Raw genomic sequence first — 18,090 nt, 5'->3', positions numbered from 1 at the left:
CAATTAACTGATGAACATTGATGAAGAATCTATAAAGGCCCTCTGTGGTACAAGTAATAAAATTGTTGTTTTCGGTTTTGGTAGATATAAATATATTGAAGCCTGTGAAGCGATAAATAAAATTAAAGGAATTCAAGCCGTACACTCAGACGATTATCAATATAAACATGAAGTGTTTGATAAAAGACAACCTTACAGTATGAATGCTTACTTTAAATACATACCAAATGATCTGGTATTGGAAAATTATAAGAGAAAACAACAAGGTGAACCTATAATTCCATTAATATTTATAATCGGTTTTGAAGAAGATGAGTGTTCACTCGAGCAAGTTACTAAAAGACAAGAGAAATATGATAAGTGGGTAACCCTAACTGAACTACGAAGATGCTATAAACTTGCACATGAGTTTGGGAATGAATTGACCGAAGTAGCTAACGAAACGTTTAAATTTGTAAAATTAAAGCAGGGATCCAACGGGTATCAATTACAGATGGTTTCTCCTCTTTGGCAATCACAAGACTGGGAAAAACATTGGTCAAAAAGAAAGCAGTCGACAGAGAAGGCACCTGGAAGTGAATATAAATACGACTATTGGCGAGAACGCTTTAGCACATTAGCCAACAATTTAAAAGACAAAAAACAATCAGAAGATGAAGCTGGTCCCTCTTCCCCTGACTCTCCAAAACAGTAATTTTTCTGTTTAACGCTTGGGATGGAAGCTGCAACATAAATTAAACATGGGCATAATTTATCACTTTAGCTTAGATAAACAGCATCATTAGATTAATTTGTTTTTGCATAGCATTTTTTTATAGTATTAATAATCCGGACTCATGCTATTGAATAGATCTATTTTCACCCAATTATTTGGAAATTGTTCTACTATAGTAACCGCCTGATATTTAGGCTATTATTGGCTTTTATGTTGGAACATTTTTTGCTATGCACAGCGTCATCGTAATTCCTGCCCGTTACGCTTCAACTCGTTTACCAGGAAAGCCCCTGGCAATGATTCGTGGTCAAACCATGTTGCAACGTGTGGTTCGTTTATCACGTGCTGCTGCTGAAGGACTAAAAAATGTTTCTGTACTCGTTGCAACCGATGATGAGCGAATTGTCCAACATTGCAATGAAATAGGTGTTACATCAATAATGACCTCGCCAGAGGCTCCCAGCGGAACAGATCGTGTCGCTGAAGCAATACGTTCTATGAAAAATAAACCAGATTTTATTATAAACATGCAAGGAGATGCCCCTTTAACACCACCAGATTTTCTACGTGCACTAATTGATGCTTTTTCTGCCTCTCCTTGTGATGCGGTGACCCCTGTAACCCAATTAACATGGAAACAGCTGGATGCACTGCGCCAAAATAAACTGACCACTCCCTTTAGTGGTACTACGGCTGTATTCAATGAAAAAACAGGCAATGCTTTTTGGTTCAGCAAAAATATTATTCCCGCCATTCGCAACGAAGAGGCGTTACGCAAGAAAAGTGATAACAGCCCTATATTTCGTCATATTGGTTTATATGGTTATTCACTGGACATGCTCGAAAAATACATTACCTTGCCAGAAAGTACATTTGAAAAAATGGAAGGATTGGAGCAATTACGCATCCTGGAAAACGGTTATACCCTTCGTTGCATTCCTGTTGACTATAAAGGTCGTGTCAATATGTCAGGAATTGATAGCCCGGAAGATGTAGTTCGTGCTGAAGCGTTAATTACCCAATATGGTGAATTATTAGAGAGTATGTAACTATGACAACACGATTACTTGTTGCACGCCATGGGAATACTTTTGCACCTGGTGACGTGGTTAGAAGAGTAGGAACTACTGATTTGCCCTTAGTCGATAGTGGTTTAAATCAAGGACGTATGCTGGGTATCTATCTGAAAAAGCATGATCTTATCCCTGACGTCATCTTCACTTCGAAGCTCAAACGAGCCATACAAACTGCAGATGAAGCACAAAGTGCTATGGGAATAAATTTACCTATGGAAACACTGGCTATCTTCAATGAAATTGATTATGGGCCTGATGAAAATCAACCTGAAGAGCATGTAATTGCGCGCATTGGAAAAGAAGCAATTAATGCCTGGGAAACGCATGCCATAATACCTGAGGGTTGGAAGGCAAATCCTGCTGCGCTTATTAATAATTGGATGAATTTCTCCACTCGTTTACGTAAAGAATATACTGGAAAAACATGTCTGGTAGTCACAAGTAATGGAGTCGCACGTTTTTCGCCTTATTTGACTGGTGATTTTGCAACATTCAGCACGCAATACAGAGTCAAAATCGCTACAGGAGCATTGTGTGTCTTTGAAAATGAAGAGTCCTCAGAGATATGGCATTGCCGTGCATGGAATGTGAAGCCCCCATTACAAAGTGTATAAACAACAATTTTGGAAGATGATTGATGCGATTATGGATGATAATATTTCCTCTATTTATGAGCTTTATTTGCAATGGAGTTTTGGCAAAGCAGTCTGATCAACAATATTGTTTACCCAATCAATCATGTTGGCCAACCAAAGCACAGTGGGATGAATTAAATAAGCAAGTTAACGGTCATTTGCTGCAAGGATACTCTCCCTTATCTCCTTGCATACAAGACGCTAAAAGCACCGCATGTCAAAAAGTTCTCAATAAACTAAAAAATCCTTATTTTATTGAATCACAAGCTGGAGCGACGCAATCGAATGGTTGGGTGGACGCCTGGAAATCTGCAGTAAGTGCTTATGTGGTTGCTGTGGAAAATACTCAAGAAATAGCTGCCGCGGTTAATTTTGCACGTAAACATCGCATTAAACTTGTAGTGAAAGGAACCGGTCATGATTACCTTGGCCGATCCAATGCACCAAATTCACTCTTGATCTGGACACATAAGCTGCGTAAGGTAACCATTCATGATCATTTTATCCCCCAGGGATGCCCTAAAACTCATACACCAACAACAACGGTCACCATTGCAGCAGGTACACGATGGCTAGAAGCATATAAAGAAGTTACTACACACAATGGCCGCTACGTTCAAGGAGGAGGTTGTGTCACCGTCGGCGCTGCTGGTGGATTTATTCAGGGTGGAGGTTTTGGTAGTTTTTCCAAAAAATTCGGCACAGGAGCTGCTGGGGTTTTAGAAGCAGAAATTATTACCGCCGATGGAACAATACGCACTGTTAATGCTTGCCAAAATCAAGATCTTTTCTGGGCATTAAAAGGAGGTGGTGGAGGTACTTACGGCATTGTCAGTAAAATTACTTTGCAAACCCATGAGCTCCCTGCATTATTTGGCAAAGTAAAAGGAACCATCACAGCAAAATCCGACGTAGCATATGCAAAACTTATTCATTACTTTATCCATTTTTATCGTTTAAATCTCAACAACGAACATTGGGGGGAACAAGTTAGTTTAGCGCCAAATAATAAAATGAATTTCTCTCTAGTTTTTGTCGGATTAAATAAAGCTGAAGTAGACAAGCTTTGGCAACCTTTCTTTAGCTGGTTAACAAAAAAACCGGAGCAATACCAATTTCACTTCAACAGCACTACACGTCCTGCAAAACATTACTGGGATTTTGATTATTTGCTTGCCAATGCACCTGATGCAATTATGATGAATCAAGAAAAAAACAGATCTGTTGGCGAGTTTTGGTGGGCATCGGATCAATCTGAAGTATCTATATATATCAATTATTTTCTCTCCATGTACCTTCCTTTCAAATTATTTGCTAAAGAAAATTCGGCACAATTTGCCAAAACACTTTTTGATGCATCACGTTTTACTGAAATTGTACTACATTTCAATAAAGGTTTGTCGGGAGCGTCATCAGAAGCTCTTGTACATCAAAAAAATACTGCCATGAACCCAGAAGTACTCGATGCGGCAGCTTTAGTCATTATTTCTGGAGGCCAACAAGATACTTATGATCCTATTGCAAGTCACCAGCCCGATTTATTTAAAGCGAAAGAGGCAATAAAGAAAGCCCGCAAGGCCATGGAGCTACTGCATGCCTTAAGTCCTGGTTCAGGTACTTATCCGAATGAAGCAGATTATTTCATTAAAAATTGGCAATTGGCTTTATGGGGAAGCAATTATCCTAAGTTATTACAAATAAAGCACAAATATGATCCCCAAAACTTATTTACCTGCCATCATTGTGTAGGGAGTGAATAAAATGCAAAACTTGAGTAATGCGGCATTAGTGAGGCTACATTCGTGAGTTCGAAGGAACCAGTTCTAAACAGGAATCGTTCGATATAAATTTTTTTATATCGAACTCACATTAATTAAACGTTATCAAAATAATTTTTTAATGTTTGTTGCACATCTAAATTGAGCTCACCAGAATTAGGATCGATAGCACTTACCGTATCCCCAAGATAGCCAATTGCCCAGAAGAAAATGTTGTTCGTTTCCATATTCGCCTGTAAATAAGGCATTAGTGAATTGGTAAAAAATGCCTTCCCTTTTGCGGTCTTCCATGATGCCTCACCAAGAACAACGGGATAGCCTGCTTTATATAAAAATCCCCATGACCAGTCGAAACGTAGTTGGCTCGGCATCCCGGGTGCGGTCTCCCAACCAGCAACCTCAGAAGGGTAAACATGGGGCGAAAAAACCAAATGACTGTTTTGAGCCTGCCCATCTCCTAACAACCATTGTAACGCAGACTGATTTATTCCTTGGCTGATTAACTGATTCCTAAATTTATCTTTATCAAATACAGCGCTTCCGTTTTGAGCCTGTTTTTCATCCAGTAAAGGCTTGAAATCCTCTCCCCAATTCCCTTTAAAAAACATACGCTCTAAATTGCCGCATAAAGAGGGATCAGGAGAATGGCTGTATCCGTTGTCATTCACTATTTGAGATTTAGGAATGCAAATTACTGGGTTATTTGCATCATCATTTCCTGAGTCAGGACCTTCTACAAATAACAGTAAATTAGGATTGTTTTTCTGCACTGCATTAGCAGCAGTTGCTATGACTTTTGTCCAGGGTACTTGAGAATCATGTGTTTTAAACCAATTTAAACGATAAGGCTCATTAAAAATATCAATGCCTAATACGTTATCTAAGTTGCGATTTTTGATTTCTGCAGCTAAAAGAGAAATATCATTTCCATATCGTTGCATATCATAAACCGTACCATCTCGCATCGCATCGCCATACCCATGACGATGGTGGATATCAATCATTACTTTGATATTCTTCTTTTTTAATTCGTGTAACACGATCCAAAACGCTTGTTTCGGACTGACAGCTTTTTCGCAAGCAGTACCATTACTTTGCCAGGTTTTACAAAAGATACCATTCCCTGCACTTGGGGAAGATTTGTCAGAAAGTGACTTATTTAAATCAACCTCATGTTGCTCATCATAAAGAACCTCGGGTTGGATAGGTAATCGTAAGGTTTTAAAACTTACTGATGAATTTTTATCTACCCCTGAGCTGGGAAAATCCCATGGATGACTAATCAAATCCATCATTCCATAGGCTCTTGGATTGGAACTCAAAGATGGAATTGCATAAAAAGGATTACTTTGTAAGCCTTGGAAAATATTCGTGTCTTGAAATCCAGACCATGATAAACCATCTATATGGACAATCTGCCCTTTATCATTGTAAATTTTACCTTCTCGGGTTTGGTAGGCGTGTGCATCCAATACAAGCATTAATAATAACCAACATCCTAATACTCTCATTTTTTTCATTCATTTACCTCCAGAATGCATATAAAACGTTCAAAACGTGGATGTTATTAACCACTCATGAGTAACTTCAGGCTAACCTTGGAATGTATTTTACAAAAATATAACAATTAAGTGATTCAATTGGGCGCGCAACATGCAAACATCATAGTGGGCTGGGAGAAGCGTAACCTGAGGTTCGAAATCTTGAAATTCCCAGGTTACAATCGCTAAAAAAATCTTTATCCTACGCTTGAAAAACGACGATCATTTTCATGGATTGACCTTTTAACTAATTCATCCATATCTTCATTGGGTTCGCAGGGTTGATAAACAACTTTTAGGGGAGAAACATCCACAGTTGATTTGGTACTATCATTTTGCAAATAACCATCAAGGTTTCTAAAAGTAAAGTATTTATCTGTAGCAAACTCTTGGCATTGGGCCATGGTTTCATCTTGGCATATTGAAAATTTAATTAAATGTTCTACATGAAACGGTTCACGGCTTTTTGAAAACACATACTGCATATCGTACAGAACGCTATCAGCACCAGCACAAAAATAAGAACCAGATTGAAATTTATTATTCTCAAATACATCACTACGAATGAAACGGCCTTCACCGGGTTGTAATCCAGCAAGGGATACTTTGTGAGCTGCTATTTCTTTAGGATTGTCTGCAAAAGCATAACCAGTTAAAACCACACCTAATAGTAATGAGATTATTTTCATCATTCTGTTTTAACTCCTAATATGAAATAAATATTCCCTGTAATGGTTATTATCCCTAAACCACAGCAAAGAACAATAAAAGTAAGAAGTTATCTAAATAAAGTGATAACTCTAATTAATTTCAGTTCGAGATTATACCCTATTTCACACGAACAGTGTAAAAATTTATAAATTAATTCTCATTTTGATCGAAAATCTTCTAATAAATAAACATCTATCTTGATAGGAAAGAGTAGAAAAAATACAGACAAATATCTTACACTCATTTTGTAATGCATTTTAAGACATTACAGAAGCTTGAAGCGGAGGGTTATCCTCGGTGATATCTCGATGGCTATCCCGTAATGCCTCTAATTTTTGATCAATACACTTTTTCATAGCAGCTACAGTGTCTGTTTCTCCATAAACACCTCTGATTTTTTTTATTATCCAAATTTCCGATCGAAGTTCTTTAATAAATTTTAAATGTCCAGCAGGCTCTTTTTCTTTTAACTCCTCTCTTAATCGCAAAAGCTCTTCTTTACTTAACTCTGCTTTTTTCAGCAATTCTACTGCATACACTTTATCTTGTTTTAAAGTTCGTGAAGGTTCTTTCCGCATTATAGAAAGATAGTTTTTATAGTCTTCCAACGAACGAACTTTCGGAATCAGGATTGATGCAGAGCTGGTTTTTTGTGCTTGAGCAATAACCAATGCATATTCATCTGCAGATAGCCCATGCTTTGCCTTATGATGATGCAAATCACAAATCACATCCGCATAATAAACTTGCATTTCTATGTAAGACCCTAATTTTGACTTTGCTGCGTCCAAACTTTTTACTTTCTCAGCATATTTTTCAAAATTGGCAACTGCAAAATCCAATGCCGTATGTCCTTCATCATCTTTTTTATTCAGAATATTCTTAAAATATTTTGCTGTTTCATAACAACGATAACATTGTGTTTGAATTGCAGCATGTAATGGGCTATCATTTTTACGTACTCCCTGAATTGATTTCAACATATTGCTTGCTTCCGACTGATATCGCTTTATTTCATTAGGAGAGCAGTTTATTGCGATGCAATGTTGCCGCAATTCGTCGAGAATTGATTCTTTTGCTTCTTCAAAATTATGGTGCAAATACTCTCTAAATTCCGGTATTGCTAAAAGTGCTACACGCAATTCGGCTATTTTGGAGGAGCTTGCTCGTTGCACAATGGTCAAAGTACTTTCAATTTCAGGATCACTACCAACTTCATCTAAAGGTTGGTGCAAGCATTTGGAAATAAAACTTTGCGGGGTCACTGCTTGCTTTAAAAAACGCATCCACTTTGCTTTCTGAAATTCAGGATCCTCTTTTAAGTATTTATAAGCAGCCCGATCTTCTTCACTTTGATATGCTTTTGTACCTTTAGAAAGGATAGCTCTTTTTGTCGGCCAATAATGATTTCCTGAGTCTTGCAGATCGGGAAATTCAAGCAAGTCGCGAGTAGTAATACGAAATTTGTCACTGGAATAGCGAAGATTGGCAAAACGAACATCACGCGCAGCCATAATTTTATCACTGAACATCAAATCATGATCTATTTTAAAAAAATGAAAGCAAGGACGACCATTTTCACATGTAACGTAATAACCAATATTTCCCTTGTGTAAATCATCTTCTTCTAGTCCATAGGCTGTAGTAAACACATCAGCCAATGAATCCATATCAATATCTACTGCGCCACGTCTTTTTTGTTCCAAAAGCCTGGCAAAGAAATTTTGCGGTAATTTATCCAGAAAATTAATCGCCTCACCTACACCATAGGTTGCCATTTCTGCTTCTTGTGCGATATTTTCTGCTTTTGTTTTAGGCTCTTGGCATTTTCTTCTCAGCTTTTCTGCTTCAAAAATAACCCGAAGATGGTCAGACATCGGCTCTAAGATGTGTTTTAATCTTTGTGGAATTTTTTGAGCATCAAATTTGGTAATTCCTTGATCTAATTGGTTCTTACAAAATATGACTGCACTATCGAGATCTTTGGGATCTATATTTTTATATTCTCCCAGCTTTTTCCGTTCATCCCAATATTCATCCAATCTTTTCTGATAAGTTTTTTGTAGTTTTTGTCGTTTCTCTTGATGTACTCTTTTAAGAGCAATTGCTTCCCATTTATTTTTAACAGCAACTTTTTCTTCAATTGCCACATATCCTTTTATCCATTGTGCAAATTGCTCTTCACTCACTTTCTCATTGGGCAATAAATCTTGGGGTGCTTTCATAAAAACGATGTTCTTATCCTTCTTTCGAAGACGCAATAAAGCATGGCCTGCATTCTCAGTACACACACCGACGATTCCACCTTGAGGATCCGTTATAATGTCTTGTCTCAAAGCGCGATGAGGTGCTGTGTACGCATTAGCAACTGCGGTAAAGCAAGCTTCCAATTTAGACGCCTCTTGACCCTTAGCCCCAGGATGTTTATTCTTTTTAAAAATAACATGACGTGCATGACCCATTGGATCATAAGCAATCGTTTTTTTATGAACTTCATGAGCACTTTCTTTAACTTCTTGAAAGCTAAAACCAAAAATTCGAGATAACTTCATGATCAATATGCTTTAATAATGCAATTTATGATCTAATTATATACAATCAACCTTACACTTTACTTAACTGCTTCAGCTCTTTCTAGTGGTCAACTAGTTGTCATAATGGTAAGTAGATAAATAACCAATTGATTTTAGAATAAAAAAACTTTGCTATTAAAAAAAAATGGGTTATAACTCTCTTACCTGAATCATGGAATGACAGGTACCTAATATGGGGCAGCATGATGCTGAATATTTTTTTCATGGAGTGAGAAAATGAACAGTAAAGTATTTTCACAGCGCTTCAATCGCGAGTTAGCTTCATTGGGCTTTCCAGAAGATTTAACTGAGAAAATTAAAGCAGTTTCTAAAGTATTTGGTGTTTCACGTCATTTAGCAAATTCTTTAATTTTTGGCCACATACTTCCGGTAAACGAACAACTTAATAAAATTGCCGAAATTTTAGAAGTTTGTCCGCAATGGTTAGGTGGGGCAACTGATAGAAAAAAAACTTATCCGACCCGTGAAACAGCAGATAGTGTATAATAGTTAAAAGTTGAGATAATTATCATATATTGTAAAATGCTGTATCTGACTCTAATTATTGACTATCAGATACAGCAGAACATGTATCTATTTTCATCATAAAAGCTTTATTTCGCGGATTATTAGCCATCATGGAATGCTTAAGTTTTTGTATTGCCAAATCAATTGATTTAACGCGCGTTGACAATTATTTTAAAAATGCTTCGACTGATTTTACTTCACTGAAAACTCGGGATGTACTCAAGTTAAGCCCGAATCATAACAAAGATCATACCATATTCATTTTTAAAAATGGCACCGTGGTTTCCTGGGGTATCAAACGGTATCAAATTAATGATTACCTGAATACCATCAAACTCTTGATTGATAAGCCCGTTGCTATTTTGGTACATGATGAATTTCATTATCAATTCGATAACAAAACAACTATAGAGCCTCATGATTTTTTCGATGTAGACTGCTTGGCTATAGAAGATGATAGTGACGAGCTCAAACTCAGTTTATCTTATGGGTTTTCTCAATCAGTCAAGTTACAATATTTTGAAACCATTATTGATGGACTGATTGAGAAATACAATCCTATGATCCAAAAGCTATCACATACAGGCGAGATGGAAATTAGCCGTACTCAAATACAGCAAATTATTGGAGAAATTCTTGGGGCAAAAAGTGAAATGAATTTAATTAGTAATTTCCTATATCACCCAAAATATTTTTGGCAACATCCAACCTTAGAAGAGCACTTCACTATGTTGGAACGTTACTTACACATTCAAAGGCGCGTCAATGCGATTAATCATCGCTTGGATACCCTTAATGAAATCTTTGATATGTTTAATGGTTACTTGGACAATCGACACGGCCATAATTTAGAGATTATCATCATCATATTAATCATTTTGGAAATTGTAGTCGCTGTTTTAAACTTGCATTTTTAATAAATTCATTTTAATAAGAGCAAATTAACGTAAAACAAGCTATTCTTTAAAAAAACAAATAATATTTATTAATACCAATTATGCTTAGTAGAACTACCCAACTCAATGAAGACCAACTCAAAGAACTGGAAGAATTAAAGGCTATCTGCAAAAAGAAAGATGGCAGCGCACCTAATTTGTACACCCACTTACTCATACAAAAAAGAAATTTACCTACAGTTTTGAGGTATCAAGATAAACAGCAATTAGTCGGATTTTTAAGTGTTTTTTTCTTTTATGAGGATGCAGTTGAAATTTCACTGCTTGTTCATCCAGATTATCGTCGGAAAGGTATTGCCAAAAAAATGCTTCGCAATATTTTACCCCTGGTGAAAGACCAAGGCTATTTTAAATTGATTTTTTCTAGTCCTTACCTTTTGAATAGTCAATGGTTAACTGAGCTTGGTTTTTCTTACATGCATAGTGAATACTATATGGAGCGACATGATTTAAGTCCTTTACTGGATTACCAAAAAAATCTGACGTACCGCACTGCAACAGAAAAGGATATTCCACTGCTTTGTATTCTGGATGAGGCATGTTTCTTTAAAACAGAAACAGAATTAGTTCCTCGCTTTGAACATATACTGAGTGATAGAACATATCAAATAATACTGGCGTTTGAGGATAATCACCTTGTAGGGAAAGCACATATACGCTGGGAAAACAATGGTGCAACACTTTCTGATATTGCAGTTTTGCCAATCCGCCAAGGGAAAGGTTTGGGAACAGCATTGATTTCTCACTGTATCAATTATGCTTTAAGTGAAGGAAAACCCCACCTCAATCTTGATGTAGAAACACATAATCAAAAAGCACTTAACCTATATACTCGGCTTGGTTTTCTAACTCAAAACTCGTGTGATTACTGGGAAATTGATTTCTACGAATTGCAAAAACGGGTTATCGCAAAAAAAAGACGTTAGTTCGCTTACCCTGAGGCAAACCGTATATACTCAAGTGAGGAAAATTTGAAGCGCTTGCATTCAGAAAACTGGGTTATATCGACTGCCTAGGTAACTCTTTTCGGTAAAATAGAACTTTTCATATAGAGCTTGACAGAATTTAAACTAGTATTATCCTAAAAAAACTAGAACAACTATTTACTGCAAAATTGTCTTACATAGAAAGTTTTCATACTAAAAACAAAAAGGATCATGATGAAAAAAAGGGTTGTTATAACCGGCATGGAAATAACCTCTTCCATAGGAACAGGCTTAAGCAAATTCTGGGAAGCAGCAAAACAGGGACGATGCGGAATAAAACGCATTCAAAGCTATGATCCTTCTTTGTACCCCACACAAATAGCAGGCGAAATTACCGATTTTTCCCTGGAACATCTTCCCGAGTTTAATAAGAATAAACGCTATCCACGAGTTGCTCAATTTGCGCTCTATTGCACATATCATGCAATAGAACAATCCAAACTGACTCCCCATGAACTCAGTAAAGCAGGGACTTTCATAGGTACTGGAATGGGAGGATATCCCGAATCAGAAGCAAGTTATAAATTCTTCTTTACTGAAAATTGGAAAAAAATGCAGCCCCTGACTGTGATCAGAGGAATGTCCAATTCCATTGCAAATTTTATTGCCATAGCATTCGGCCTAGGCGGACCTAATTCCACTATCTCTAATGCATGTGTTTCATCAGCTGATGCCATAGGGGCAGCTTACCAACAAATCACTAACGGCAGAATTTCCACGGCGATCTGCGGAGGTACTGAGGCACCACTTTGGGAATCAATGATGTCTGCGTGGTGTAAATTAAGGGTGATGTCCACTCATAATGAAAATCCAACAAAAGCCTGTCGCCCATTTGACCTAAATCGTGAGGGTATGGTAATGGCAGAAGGTGCCGGGGTTTTAATTCTTGAGGAATTAAATCAAGCCAGGGCACGAGGAGCTACTATTTTCGCGGAAATTATTGGTTTTGGTGCCAGCTGTGACGCATTTCATATTACTGCACCCTCGCCAGAAGGACAGCAGCGCGCGATTCAAGGTGCATTGGATGATGCAAAATTATCTCCGCGAGATATTCAGTATCTAAAAGCACATGGAACTGGAACGCCATTAAATGATATGATCGAAACACAAACAATTAAATCACTATTTGGTGAAAGAGCCTATGAGATCCCAATTACGGCACAAAAATCAATGCTTGGGCATGCAATAGGTGCATCTGGTGTAATGGAAGTCATTTCCACATCACTAAGCCTGCAACATGATTTACTATTACCTACAATTAACTTAGATACTCCAGATCCTGCCTGTGATTTAGATTATGTAGCTAATGAAGCCCGTAAAAAAACCATTGATATTGTATTGTCCAATCATTTCGCTTTTGGAGGCGCCAACGTTGCTTTGATCTTACGCAGATACATAAGATAAAAAAATAATAGTCTGGATATAAAATTTTGGATGTGTTGACATGTTAAATACTGGGGTTTAACAGCCACATGACCATCAAATTAAAAGTATTTAATGTTAATTAAACTCAATTCGTAAGTAAATCTTTCATCCTCGCGCAGGGGATCAATTTTTATATTAACAATGTGCTCAATCATGGATGGATTCCTGCCTTTGCAGGAATCCATCCACTTTCTGCCTAGCTTGACAGCTAGGTGCTTAACAGCCCTACATCTGTCAAATTGAAAGAAAAAATCCCATGTTCCGAAGTAAACCACACCAGGTTGTTTTAAAACATATAGCTCAAGCTAAACAATAACTCAGTAGTATACAAATGAGGCATACCGGGACCTTGATTCAATGTGGCTCCATCGCCACCCAAATAATTTTTACCCCAATCAGCAAATTCAGCTCCCACACCCACCTGCCAGTTAGGAGTTAGCATTTTTTGCACCCCGAGCCCAAGAGTATACGAAAAAGCAACCGTACTCGCTGTTTCAAACCAGAATGCTGGATAAAGGACAGGATCGATTGTAGTAGGTACCCAGTTATGAGCATGGTTCCAACCGACACCAAAACTACCGCTTAAATAAGGCTGGAGGGTTTGAAAACCACAGGCAATAAGCTTTCCTTTAAACTCTGCTCGGACATGACTCACGCTATAATGGTAGGTATACACATCAGGTACTCCATTCACATTAATCGTACCTGAAAGATTGGCGTCACTCGCTGCTGCAACCCCAAGCCCAAATTGGGCGATAAAACTGCTTGCGCCAATAAAATGTTGTAACCCAAAAAATAATTCGCCAGTACCTAACCAATCAGATTTCGAATCAGCAAGATAAAGGTTGAACTGTGGCGGTGGGAAAGGATAGAGATATTGATCACTCCCTGGATCAGACCATGCTGGTCCTCCACTTACAGTAATAATTGATGACCAAACCTGAGGTAAAACAGGAGCATAAGGGTCATCGGTAGCATATACTTTTACTGTAAACATTCCGCAAAACCCTAAGGCAAATATTATTTTTTTTAACATACCTATCCCTTTGATTTTTAAACATGAAATCCAAAGTGTTCAGGCTAATTTTATACCGTATTTGCACCTATTTTCTATACTTAACTCAACTAGATTTTCCCTGGCAGTGGAAGGAGCGTTTTCGAGGACTTCGATGCGCTAGTATTTCTATTGCTTTCTTCTAATCAATTCGCAATAACGCGATATAACGCATCTTTTAGACAAGCCTTTCTGCCCAAAAATCAAGTCGACTAAACATAGCATTGGATGTTTCTTGGGTATATAATCAGCTATTTTATAAAAAAAGGCCAATAAATGAGTTATTCACTAGGTGATATAGCAAATAAGGTACAAGGGGTAGTCGTAGGGGATGACTCAATAAAAATTTCTTTCTTATCCCCTATCGATGAGATTATACCGGGAAGCCTAGTGTTTGCTGACAGTAATGAAAATATAAAATTAGCAGAAGCATCACAAGCAGCTGCTATCTTAGTCAATGAACAGACTTCTGTTTCAAAAAAACCACTCATCCAGGTAAAACATCCATTCAAAGCCTTTATTACCCTGATGCATTTTTTCAATCCCCCGCAAAAAACCTTTCCTAATATTCATCCTACGGCAGTCATTGGCGAAGGAGTAGCATTGGGGCGGGAAGTATTTATAGGACCTTATGTGGTGATTGAAGCAGGCAGTAGTATTGGCGACAACTGTATCCTAAAAAGTCATATTCATATTGGTCGTGAAGTGACCCTGGGAAATAATACAACCATCCATCCCCATGTTACTGTGTATGATAAGTGTCAAATCGGTTCCAGAGTCATAATTCATGCTTCTACGGTTATTGGCTCCGATGGTTTTGGTTATACCTTTGTTGATGGAAAACATCTCAAAGTTCCTCATGTTGGGTGTGTCATTATTGAGGATGATGTAGAAATAGGTGCAAATACCGCTATAGACCGTGCCACGATGGGAGCAACTGTTGTTGGTGAGGGTACTAAAATTGATAACCTTGTCCAAATAGCACATTCGGTAAAATTAGGTAAACATAATATTCTATGTGGTTTTACCGGCATCGCAGGCAGCACCACTTCAGGCAATCATGTTATTTTTGCTGCCAATGTTGGAGTCAGTGATCATGTTCGTATTGATGACGGCGTGGTATTAGGCGCTCGCACAGGAGTACCGCCGAACAAACATCTGAAAGAAGGGAACATTTATTTAGGAAATCCAGCGCGTCCTAAAGACCTTGCGATTCAGCATGAACTCGGCGTCAATCGAATTCCTTTAATACGCAAAAACATTAAGGCTCTTTCCGAACAAGTCGAATTATTGAAGAAACAACTTGCCAAAGAAGAGGCGGAATAACTATGACTTCTCCCTTGATTCTCATTGACGGTTCCTCCTATTTTTTTCGTGCATTTCATGCATTACCGCCTTTGACCAATTCAAAAGGACAGCCCACAGGAGCCATCTATGGGGTGGCCAATATGATTAAAAAGCTCATTAAAGATTATCAGCCGGAGGAACTGGCTGTAGTCTTTGATGCCAAGGGAAAAACATTCAGAGATGAATGGTACCCAGAGTATAAAGCGCATAGACCTCCTATGCCCCAAGAACTAAGCACTCAATTTGCACCCTTAATCCAGCTCCTGGAATCTATGGGACTTCCTATATTGATTATTGAGGGAGTCGAAGCAGACGATGTAATCGGTACCTTGGCAAAGCAAGCTACTGAACAGGGAATCCCTGTAGTGATCTCTACAGGTGATAAAGATATGGCGCAACTCGTTAATGAACATATTACGTTAATCAATACCATGAGTAATACCACCTTGGATATTGAAGGCGTCAAAGAGAAATTTGGGATAAAACCCTCACAAGTGATTGATTATCTTACACTTATTGGTGATACTGTCGACAATATTCCGGGGATAACTAAATGTGGGCCCAAAACAGCAGTTAAATGGCTTACAGAATATCAAACGCTGGATAATCTGATTCATCATGCAGATGAGATTGGTGGCAAAATTGGTGAATATTTGCGTGCAAGTATTCCACAACTGCCATTATCCCAAAAATTGGTAACGATCAAAACCGATGTTGATTTACCCTTAAGCTGGGGCGAATTAAAACCTGAGCCCATGAATAAAGAACGACTCATTGAATTAACCCGTGAATTTGAATTCAAAAACTGGCTCAAAGAACTTTTGGGTGAAGAAGGGAGGACCTCTACGAGTAAATCTGTTATTTCAAGTATTCCTTTTGAATTGATTACAACCAACCAGCAATTAAATCATTTGCTCAATCAACTAGAGCAATGCCAAGTATTCTGCATTGATACAGAAACAACCAGTATAGATATTATGCTCGCAGAACTTGTCGGGATTTCCTTAGCAATTGAAGAAGGAAAAGCCGTATATATTCCCTTTATGCATACTGACGGCACTGTGCAATTAATTCGTGAAGAAGTTTTAACTGCTTTAAAACCTGTTTTAGAAAATCCTGAAATAAAAAAAATCGGTCAAAACCTCAAATACGATTATGCTGTACTGAAAAATCATGGTATTAACCTTGAGGGGATAAGTTATGACACCATGTTAGAGTCTTATGTACTCAACAGTGGCACAGGACGTCATGACATGGATTCATTGGCCTTAAAATATCTGGGACACAAAGCGATTAGTTATGAAGAGGTTGCTGGAAAAGGAGCAAAGCAACTGCGTTTTGATCAGATTCCAGTGGATAAAGCAGCAGCTTATGCTGCAGAAGATGCAGAGATTACGTTGCAACTTCACAATACACTTTTTCCTTTAATTCCAGAATCCATACAAAGTGTATTCACTGATATAGAAATGCCATTAGTTACAGTTCTTGCAGACATAGAGCGACGCGGTGTACTTATCGACTCCATGACTTTGGAGAAGCATGGAAACCGCTTGAAAGAACGCATTAATGCATTGGAGCAAGAAGCATTACAATTGGCTGGCAGACCCTTTAACCTGAACTCGCCCAAACAATTACAAGAAATTCTCTTTGATTCGCACAAACTACCAATAATCGCAAAAACACCAACGGGACAACCCTCTACAGCGGAGTCAGTATTACAAGAGTTGGCTTATGATTACCGCCTTGCCGCAGTGATCCTTGAATACCGCAGTCTTACTAAACTCGTTTCTACATATATTGACACTCTGCCTAAAAAAATTAATCCAAAAACACTCAGAGTACATACATCTTATAACCAGGCAGTCACGGCTACTGGTAGACTTTCCTCCAGTGAACCCAATTTGCAAAACATTCCCATACGGAGTGAAGAAGGCCGTTTAATTCGTACTGCATTCATAGCTCCTGAGAATTTTCTCATTCTTGCGGCAGATTACTCCCAAATTGAATTACGGATAATGGCCCATCTATCACAAGATGAAAATCTATTAAAAGCCTTTGCTCTGGGCTGGGATATTCATGCAGCAACCGCCAGTGAAATTTTTCAAACTCCATTGGATGAAGTAAGCAGCGAGCAACGCCGTAGAGCTAAAGCAGTTAATTTTGGTCTAATTTACGGAATGTCTTCTTTTGGCCTGGCAAAACAAATTGGAGTGGAACGTCAGGATGCACAATATTACATCGATACCTATTTTCAACGTTACCCTAAAGTTTTGGAATACATGAACCGAACCCGTGAACAAGCTCATCAGTTCGGTTATGTAGAAACCTTATTTGGTAGACGTTTGTATTTACCTGAAATTAATACGCGCAATATGGTACGTCAAAAAGCAGCGGAACGAACAGCGATTAACGCGCCTATGCAAGGCACTGCGGCTGACATTATTAAAAAAGCCATGATAGCCATTGCTAAATGGCAAAATGAACAAAAAAATCCACCGGCAAACATGATCATGCAAGTTCATGATGAATTGGTTTTTGAAGTCTATGATAAAGAAGTTGAATCAAGCAAAAAGATGATTCGTGAATTAATGGAACACGCGGTAAAACTCTCTGTTCCGCTTGTAGTCTCTATTGGCACAGGAACTAATTGGGATGCGGCTCATTAATTAAACTTGTACTTGGCGGCATAAAGTTCATCTTAATACAGCGCAGCAGCAAAATTCAGTAAGCAAATTTCTAGCTTTTTTCGCTGCGCAAAAAACTAC

General features: G+C 38.0%; 14 protein-coding genes. 10 read left to right on the top strand and 4 right to left on the bottom strand.

Annotation, left to right across the window (positions count from 1 at the left end):
• Positions 1 to 10 precede the first annotated feature (10 nt).
• The 4 genes from Ltuc_RS01835 (at position 11) to Ltuc_RS01820 (ending at position 4,186) form a co-directional block, all read left to right on the top strand.
• Entirely contained in the window at positions 11 to 694 is a 684-nt protein-coding gene (locus Ltuc_RS01835; protein WP_058519657.1) for a hypothetical protein, read from the top strand.
• A gap of 251 nt (positions 695 to 945) precedes the next feature.
• Positions 946 to 1,764: a 3-deoxy-manno-octulosonate cytidylyltransferase gene (gene kdsB, locus Ltuc_RS01830; protein ID WP_058519656.1), complete on the top strand. Its 819-nt coding sequence runs from the start codon at positions 946 to 948 to the stop codon at positions 1,762 to 1,764.
• Between the two features lie 2 nt (positions 1,765 to 1,766).
• On the top strand, positions 1,767 to 2,405 hold the full coding sequence (locus tag Ltuc_RS01825; protein ID WP_058519655.1) for a histidine phosphatase family protein: 639 nt from the start codon (positions 1,767 to 1,769) through the stop codon (positions 2,403 to 2,405).
• Between the two features lie 23 nt (positions 2,406 to 2,428).
• Positions 2,429 to 4,186, top strand: a complete 1,758-nt coding sequence (locus tag Ltuc_RS01820) for an FAD-dependent oxidoreductase (protein WP_058519654.1) — start codon at positions 2,429 to 2,431, stop codon at positions 4,184 to 4,186.
• 113 nt (positions 4,187 to 4,299) lie between these two features.
• On the opposite strand, the gene Ltuc_RS01815 is transcribed toward Ltuc_RS01820, so the two are convergent.
• The 3 genes from Ltuc_RS01815 to Ltuc_RS01805 all read right to left on the bottom strand — a co-directional run bounded on the left by Ltuc_RS01815 (position 4,300) and on the right by Ltuc_RS01805 (position 9,008).
• On the bottom strand, positions 4,300 to 5,724 hold the full coding sequence (locus Ltuc_RS01815; RefSeq protein ID WP_058519653.1) for a cellulase family glycosylhydrolase: 1,425 nt from the start codon (positions 5,722 to 5,724) through the stop codon (positions 4,300 to 4,302).
• Positions 5,725 to 5,942: 218 nt separating this feature from the next.
• A complete protein-coding gene (locus tag Ltuc_RS01810) occupies positions 5,943 to 6,437 on the bottom strand; it encodes a hypothetical protein (protein ID WP_058519652.1) in 495 nt (164 codons plus the stop codon).
• 276 nt (positions 6,438 to 6,713) lie between these two features.
• Complete coding sequence (locus Ltuc_RS01805; RefSeq protein WP_058519651.1) at positions 6,714 to 9,008, bottom strand: hypothetical protein; 2,295 nt, start codon at positions 9,006 to 9,008, stop codon at positions 6,714 to 6,716.
• Positions 9,009 to 9,266: 258 nt separating this feature from the next.
• Between Ltuc_RS01805 and Ltuc_RS15445 the strand changes: the two genes are divergently transcribed.
• The 4 genes from Ltuc_RS15445 (at position 9,267) to Ltuc_RS01785 (ending at position 12,903) form a co-directional block, all read left to right on the top strand.
• Entirely contained in the window at positions 9,267 to 9,536 is a 270-nt protein-coding gene (locus Ltuc_RS15445) for a hypothetical protein (RefSeq protein WP_058519650.1), read from the top strand.
• Between the two features lie 131 nt (positions 9,537 to 9,667).
• Positions 9,668 to 10,474: an RMD1 family protein gene (locus tag Ltuc_RS01795; RefSeq protein WP_058519649.1), complete on the top strand. Its 807-nt coding sequence runs from the start codon at positions 9,668 to 9,670 to the stop codon at positions 10,472 to 10,474.
• An 80-nt stretch (positions 10,475 to 10,554) separates the two neighbouring features.
• Positions 10,555 to 11,439, top strand: coding sequence for a GNAT family N-acetyltransferase (locus Ltuc_RS01790; protein ID WP_058519648.1), 885 nt, complete (start codon positions 10,555 to 10,557; stop codon positions 11,437 to 11,439).
• Between the two features lie 234 nt (positions 11,440 to 11,673).
• Complete coding sequence (locus tag Ltuc_RS01785) at positions 11,674 to 12,903, top strand: beta-ketoacyl-[acyl-carrier-protein] synthase family protein (RefSeq protein ID WP_058519647.1); 1,230 nt, start codon at positions 11,674 to 11,676, stop codon at positions 12,901 to 12,903.
• Between the two features lie 307 nt (positions 12,904 to 13,210).
• On the opposite strand, the gene Ltuc_RS01780 is transcribed toward Ltuc_RS01785, so the two are convergent.
• The gene (locus tag Ltuc_RS01780) at positions 13,211 to 13,960 is read right to left on the bottom strand and encodes an outer membrane protein (RefSeq protein WP_058519646.1); all 750 of its coding nucleotides are present in this window, start codon (positions 13,958 to 13,960) and stop codon (positions 13,211 to 13,213) included.
• A gap of 294 nt (positions 13,961 to 14,254) precedes the next feature.
• Between Ltuc_RS01780 and lpxD the strand changes: the two genes are divergently transcribed.
• Both lpxD and polA read left to right on the top strand, forming a co-directional pair.
• Entirely contained in the window at positions 14,255 to 15,304 is a 1,050-nt protein-coding gene (gene lpxD, locus Ltuc_RS01775) for a UDP-3-O-(3-hydroxymyristoyl)glucosamine N-acyltransferase (protein ID WP_058519645.1), read from the top strand.
• Positions 15,305 to 15,306: 2 nt separating this feature from the next.
• Positions 15,307 to 17,991, top strand: coding sequence for a DNA polymerase I (gene polA / locus Ltuc_RS01770; RefSeq protein WP_058519644.1), 2,685 nt, complete (start codon positions 15,307 to 15,309; stop codon positions 17,989 to 17,991).
• The last annotated feature ends 99 nt before the right edge of the window (positions 17,992 to 18,090 follow it).

This window comes from Legionella tucsonensis (genome assembly GCF_001468035.1).
Taxonomy (GTDB): Bacteria; Pseudomonadota; Gammaproteobacteria; order Legionellales; family Legionellaceae; genus Legionella; species Legionella tucsonensis.
This window is presented reverse-complemented; position numbering and strand designations above follow the sequence as displayed.